The organism is Robbsia andropogonis (assembly GCF_000970345.1).
Taxonomy (GTDB): Bacteria; Pseudomonadota; Gammaproteobacteria; order Burkholderiales; family Burkholderiaceae; genus Robbsia; species Robbsia andropogonis.
In genome coordinates this window covers 1-459 of the sequence record NZ_LAQU01000252.1, presented here as the reverse complement: position 1 = coordinate 459, position 459 = coordinate 1, and the positions used below count along the sequence as shown (strand labels likewise).

1 pseudogene is annotated in these 459 nt (G+C 47.7%); it reads left to right on the top strand.

Annotated elements, in window-relative coordinates:
- Positions 1–406, top strand: a pseudogene (locus WM40_RS27390) (ISNCY family transposase); the annotation flags it as partial.
- Positions 407–459 lie beyond the last annotated feature (53 nt).

Genomic DNA, 459 nt, shown 5'->3' with positions numbered 1-459 from the left:
CCGCGCATTGATCCATAAATATATCGATGTATTTGAATATCCAAACGGCGACATCGAGATCCAAGCAAACGGCACCACCCTGACCTACAGGACTTATGATCGACTGTCCTTTGTGGATCAGGGTGCGGTGGTTGAGAATAAGCGGCTTGGACATGCCTTGCTGATTGCCCAAACGATGCAGGAAAACCGCGACAACCGCCGCGCATCGGGCTCTCCATCGAGAACCAATCAGGGACAAGCACCCAGATCAAAGCATGCCGAACCCGGGACAAAGACGCAGCGCGCGATGGGTCGAAAAGACATTAACGACGCAATAGAGAAAACCTCGAAAACTTGGAACGAACCCGAACAAATCGTTTTAAAACCAAGCAAAAAAGCAGTCTATAAGAAGGTTAAAAACCACTGAAATGCGACATTTCTATTTAGCTGCCACTACGACATTTCAACTTAGCTTTGACA